This is a genomic window from Gardnerella sp. 30-4 (assembly GCF_001641215.1).
GTDB classification, from domain to species: Bacteria; Actinomycetota; Actinomycetes; order Actinomycetales; family Bifidobacteriaceae; genus Bifidobacterium; species Bifidobacterium leopoldii.
Genome location: NZ_LXJL01000107.1, coordinates 1 through 5,575 on the forward strand (window position 1 = coordinate 1; position 5,575 = coordinate 5,575).

The following is a 5,575-nucleotide window of genomic DNA, read 5'->3' on the forward strand; positions in this document are numbered from 1 at the left end:
TTATCTCCAATACGGAACTTTTTACTATTAAACGCCACTCCCATAATTCTGCTAATAATATACTCATCAGTTATAAGCACGAAATACTGCTTATCTTTTTTATCCACCAAATAATACTGATCAGCCCCAAGAGTGGCAACAGCTTTACTGAAATCATATATGCCAAACAATGGCAATCCTCCAAGGAGAGTAGAAAACCATCCAACAAAATTATCCACCATTTTCTCAGATGAACTGTTATAAGTCTTAACAACAGTTAGCATATTGATTTCTGAGTCAGGATATTCATCTAAGACAATCTGCTCTTTAACTTTCGACTTCTTAAAACTGCTCAACCTACCGTCGAAACCATATTTATTGAGATTAATAGGCTTCTTAGTAATAGAAAAATCAACGCTATTGTTCTCATCCAAAAGATAATCAACGCTCACGCTTAGAGCAGATGCAATAAATTTCAGATTCTCGATATCCGGCAAACCCCGATTCGTTTCCCATTTTGCTACAGCAGCACGAGATACCATCAATAATTCCGAAAGCTCCTCCTGCGTCAACCCAGCTTCCAGACGAGCCTTTTTAATTTTTTCCCCCAAAGATATAACACTACTCATGACACAACTCCTTTCAAATCACTTATTACACATCATGAAATTACTTGACGGAAACCAAATTAGTATTGAAACATTTGATTTATATACCGCCTAATTACAAACTAACAAATAATTTACAACGGAAAAAGAAACAAGGTGAAACACTATAGTTACCAACTGTAACAGCATGAGAAATCAAATAATGTAGGGAACTTTTTTACGATTTTTACACTAATTTGTTCCCTAAAACATAAGCAACTAGAGCACACAAACACTCGACAGCAGAATAGCAAAATCACATCTAGAATCTCGAGAAGTAAGCTTAAATCCACCGCACGCTAAACCTTTTAACATTTAGTCCTACAACCACATTTCTAAACAAAGCCAATCGTCGCACTAATATCCCGCCAAACATCGGAACAAAATCCAGACAATCGTCGGAATGAAAACCCGCCAATTCGCAAGGAAAACAATGAAACATCGCGCTTGCTCTTGCTTATTAAACCCTTTAATAATAGCCATCGCGAAACATAATCTACATAAGAGCAAAATCAAGTACCTTACGCATTCTCTTCCAATAGAAAATCCGGTAAATATTTGTATATAATCCCTTCTTGCGAAAAATTCATTGTGTCCATCGATAAAACGAATTTGGGATAATTATCCTTAACCAATCAATAAACGCCAAATTCCCTACTACGAGCATCTTCGCTAGCCATCAAATAAGCAACTTGATAACTTGGAGGAATAAGTCTTATCGAGAACAGAAGTAAGCTGGGTGTGGCTGTCTAAAAAATGTCCGCACCCCGACGGTAAAGCCTATATGTGCGACATTTTTAATCATACTTTCACCCTTGGGGGTAATATTAAGCGCAAGCATACCATATTTCGTTCGGATAGCACCTGTTATTCGCCACAAAATCGACGCTGAAAGTCACTTATTTCTTTCCAAGCCTCCACGCTTTGAGCACTACTTCTATTACTCCGTAAGTCAATGCGGCCAACGGCCAAACAATCCAACTTCTCCCCCAATCGGACGTAATGAAACTGTAGGCTAAATAAATGCAGACAACTATAAGCCAGTAAGCTTGGAGGAATAACCTAATCTTTACAGGATAGACAATCTTTTTCTTCGGTTGCAGCAAACGGTAATAGGACGAGCGGATAATATTCGCCTGTACGAATAAATAAACAGCTGCTGCCACCAGGGCAATAGCGACAACTACAAAAAAGCCGGATGAAAGTTGATAAAATTCCGGCGCTATATCCGAAATTATAAGAAAAATAAAGGCAACCATACATAAAACGACACCGCTTACCGTACGCAGCACATACGACGGCATGAACCGTTCCAAGCGTTCTTTGAGCACACTGTCAACGCCGTAAGCCGTTTCAAAGTCCTCTTTTTCCAAATATTGATAACGCTTTCCGTGGAAACTCTGAATAATAAAAATAGCTACAGCTACAGTAATAATCGCAACACTGAATGCTAAGCCCATAGTTTTACCGACTTGCGCATTTACTGTGTGAGAAAGCAAAAGATTACTGCCAATCAACGGGATTGCCGCCAGAACACAAAGAAGAACGCCTAGAGCAACATAGGAGGCAAATGATATTCTGTGAGCAATATAAGCGGAGGCTTCTTCCAGCTCAATTATCCGCATGCGAACGCCGGCTTCTTCCTGGCAGGCATTTTCATCTGCGTTGACGTTCTTCCCCATAACATCAATTTCATCTTTTACCAGAAGATCTGTACTAACACCAAACAAACGGCTCAATGCGATTATCCGTTCCATATCCGGGATAGTTTGTGCGCCTTCCCATTTGGAAACAGCTTGGCGACTGACGCCCAATTTGTCCGCCAATTCTTCCTGCGACCAACCGTTTTGTTTACGCAGTTCCAATATTTTATCTGCTAAAATCATAAAAACTTCTCCATTCCAAACTAGAATTCATCATGATCATGGTGAAATTATAGCTAAAACAGCAGTTGCGTAGTAGCAAGTTCAGTTGGCAATTGCCGTTAAAAGCGCAATTTCTGCCGACAAATGAGCGCAACCGACCGCCAATTCGTTTTCTTTCATTTTCACACCGCGCTTTCCAATCATCTTCACGAACGCAAGCAAACGCATCCGTTACAGACTGCAAATCTTCGCCCTCATAATACTCAACAAGCAACTTCTTAAACTCAGGAACCTTATTTTCTTGAATAACCAACAAGCCATTACCATGAGAAATCAAATAATGCAGGGAACTTTTTTACAATTTTTACACCGATTTGTTCCCTAAAACATAAGCAACTAGAGCACACAAATATGGATTCTACTATCTGACAATCACTATCTGGCAATCTTCAGATACTCTTCGATTCTGGCATCCAACGATTCTGCCTACTACCAATCTGCCCTACTGCTCTCTGCAATCAGTCCAGTGCTATATTCATAAGTATAAGTGTTCTGCATATGAGCATCACTCGACGACCAGCTTCCATTTGAAGATTTTGAAGCCTTAAACAGAATATAAAGACCACATTTTCCATCCTGAGAGTCCCTGTTATACTGCAGATAAGTAATGTCCGAACGGCTTTCACTCAGAACAAAGTACATATCCCCCTTGGCGGTATAGTTCTCCTTGAACGCAAAGCCTTTCGCCGCAAAATACTTATCAAATATCTTAAGCGCTGCATTTCTTTCCTTCTTTGATTCTAAATCACGCTCAGCGGCATCATGCAAATCGTAATTTTTATCTGGCTCTTCAACCTTTAATCTTGTATCTTTTAATCTTGTATCTTTCCTGTTATTGCGATCGATTCTGCGATACCACTCAGATTCACTTATTTTTGGATCAGTATCACTTGAATCTGTCATTGGTCGAAGATACTTAAGGAAAAACGGACCTTCAGACCGATAAAGATAATACTCAAAAGGAGCATACATATCATCTACGTGCTCTGTGTATGTACCATTATCATTTTGTTTCACAGAATATCTTCCAACAATAAATAAAACGTCAAAAAATCCAAGACCTAAGATAATCAATACGCAAAGTAGAACAGATAGATAACGAAGTACAATTCTTATACCTATTTTCCGTATACGCGAAATAAGATAGAGATTATAGAAAACACATTCAAGAGCAATCGTAATCATCCAAACAACTGGCATTGCCGCGCATATAACATATACCCAAGTCTGCAAAAGCCACCGATTTGGAAGATGCAACGCAGTTATTTCAAAAAATGCAGTTAGAATACCACTTAACACAAAAAAGCAACAAAGAACCAGTGAGAGTCTACCCTTCCCCTGTTGATTATCATAGCTAAGAAAAGATTTGTTACGCTCTACATTTGCACTCCTAAAACGACTATGTATATTGCGCTGCCCAATAACACAAATAACCCAAATAAGAGACACTACAACAAGAAGAAGAATTGCAAAACAATAGGTGATCCATCCAAAAAGCTGTAGCTTATTGGACGCCATAAAAACAGTTCCAATAATCATTAAGATGGAAAAGATTTCCGCACTCAGTTGTAAAACCTTATACTTGGACAATTCCTTATTTGCACTGTTAAGGTTCTCACATATTTGCTCATGTGATTCACAATATAGTGGATTTTTCTCATCTGTGGGAGTATGTTCCTGCTTTTCCTTCTCTTTCATCGATGAATCTGACATTTTTCTATCCCTATCATCGTTCAAGCTCTTCAAAAACATCATCTATCGGATAACTATCACCGCGAGCCGCCTGATCATAGCCTTTAGTCATCAAAGCATTAAACGTTTTCTCATCCATATCATCTTGTGCTGGAAGCGACTTCGGAATAGTAAGAGAAAACAGAATACCCTTATTAAGAATGATTTGACGATAAAACATGTCAATAGCAGTAGCCATAGGAACTCCAATCGTTTCCAAAATCTGCTCAGCCTGCTGCTTAATATTTTCCTGTATTCTCACATTCACATTCGCACTTTTAGTAACTGCCATATCAACCAATCTCCATACACACACCATAAATACTGTATCGCATATTGCAACACATTTGCACGAATGGGATTTTTTGACTGTCATACACGATTTTTATGTTCGCATTACTGCATCAGATAGCACGATCAAGCGCCGTGATGGTGGGAAGCCCCGCTTATTTTCTCGTTTGAGCCTGAACGTAAAAATGTCGGATAAAGGGAAGGAAATGAATTTACACCAAAGTGAGGGTTTGACCGATTCTTATCATCTTATCTCCTTTACTTTCTGTAACATATTTAATGGAACTAACATTTTGTCGTGTATATATTAGTGAGAAGCATTTGAAATACTTTCTTAGCTTCTTAGTGAGTTTTCCCTATTTATTGATAGCAAAACATAGGGAAATTAGGCAAGAAAAAAGACGATAGATTTTTTCTTTTTTCTATCGTCTTACACATTTAGTATTCAATTTTTCAGTTCAACAAACTAGAATTGACTTATTCGAAAATTTTAATAAATCTCTTTTGCGTCTTATCACATACATATCCTATATTTTCATAGAATTTATGTGCTTCCGTTCTTGCTTCTGTTGAGTTTAACCTGATAAACTTAAGTAATTTTTGTCGAGAATCCATTTCTAAATGATTCATCAATTTTTTTCCAATGCCTCTTCCTTGAAACTCTGGTAAAACAGCTAATCCTAGAATATTTAATCCACAATCTGAATAAAGACTCTCATACATTTCAGCATGTATAAATCCAACAACTTTATGTAAATCCTCATCCTCATAAACATAAATCACATGATGCTTTTTATCAGCGGATAGTTTTGTGATTTGATTCTCTACTAACTCTGTAGAAACAGTATATCCTAAAGAAATATCACATATTTCTCGTATAGATTGAGCATCTTCTTTTTTTATTTTTCTAATCATTTCATTACCTCCGCAACTTCAAATTTATCTAGCTCTATTATTTCAGATATACCCTCGACCATATAGTTATAACAGTAAATCTTACAA

At 37.6% G+C, this 5,575-nt stretch carries 6 protein-coding genes; all 6 read right to left on the reverse strand.

The window, feature by feature from the left end:
- A partial coding sequence (locus A5294_RS05705; protein ID WP_064340674.1) for a helix-turn-helix transcriptional regulator occupies positions 1-608 on the reverse strand: 608 nt, incomplete at its 3' end.
- Positions 609-1,525: 917 nt separating this feature from the next.
- Positions 1,526-2,512: a helix-turn-helix domain-containing protein gene (locus A5294_RS05710; protein ID WP_064340675.1), complete on the reverse strand. Its 987-nt coding sequence runs from the start codon at positions 2,510-2,512 to the stop codon at positions 1,526-1,528.
- A complete protein-coding gene (locus A5294_RS06640) occupies positions 2,496-2,828 on the reverse strand; it encodes a hypothetical protein (protein ID WP_082851891.1) in 333 nt (110 codons plus the stop codon). The genes A5294_RS05710 and A5294_RS06640 overlap by 17 nt, the downstream gene beginning before the upstream one ends.
- Before the next feature lie 152 nt (positions 2,829-2,980).
- Positions 2,981-4,264 (reverse strand): hypothetical protein, encoded by a 1,284-nt coding sequence (locus A5294_RS05715; protein ID WP_004113312.1) that lies wholly within the window; start codon positions 4,262-4,264, stop codon positions 2,981-2,983.
- A gap of 13 nt (positions 4,265-4,277) precedes the next feature.
- Positions 4,278-4,574, reverse strand: a complete 297-nt coding sequence (locus tag A5294_RS05720) for a type II toxin-antitoxin system RelB/DinJ family antitoxin (RefSeq protein ID WP_004113314.1) — start codon at positions 4,572-4,574, stop codon at positions 4,278-4,280.
- A gap of 476 nt (positions 4,575-5,050) precedes the next feature.
- Complete coding sequence (locus A5294_RS05725) at positions 5,051-5,488, reverse strand: GNAT family N-acetyltransferase (protein WP_064340676.1); 438 nt, start codon at positions 5,486-5,488, stop codon at positions 5,051-5,053.
- Positions 5,489-5,575 lie beyond the last annotated feature (87 nt).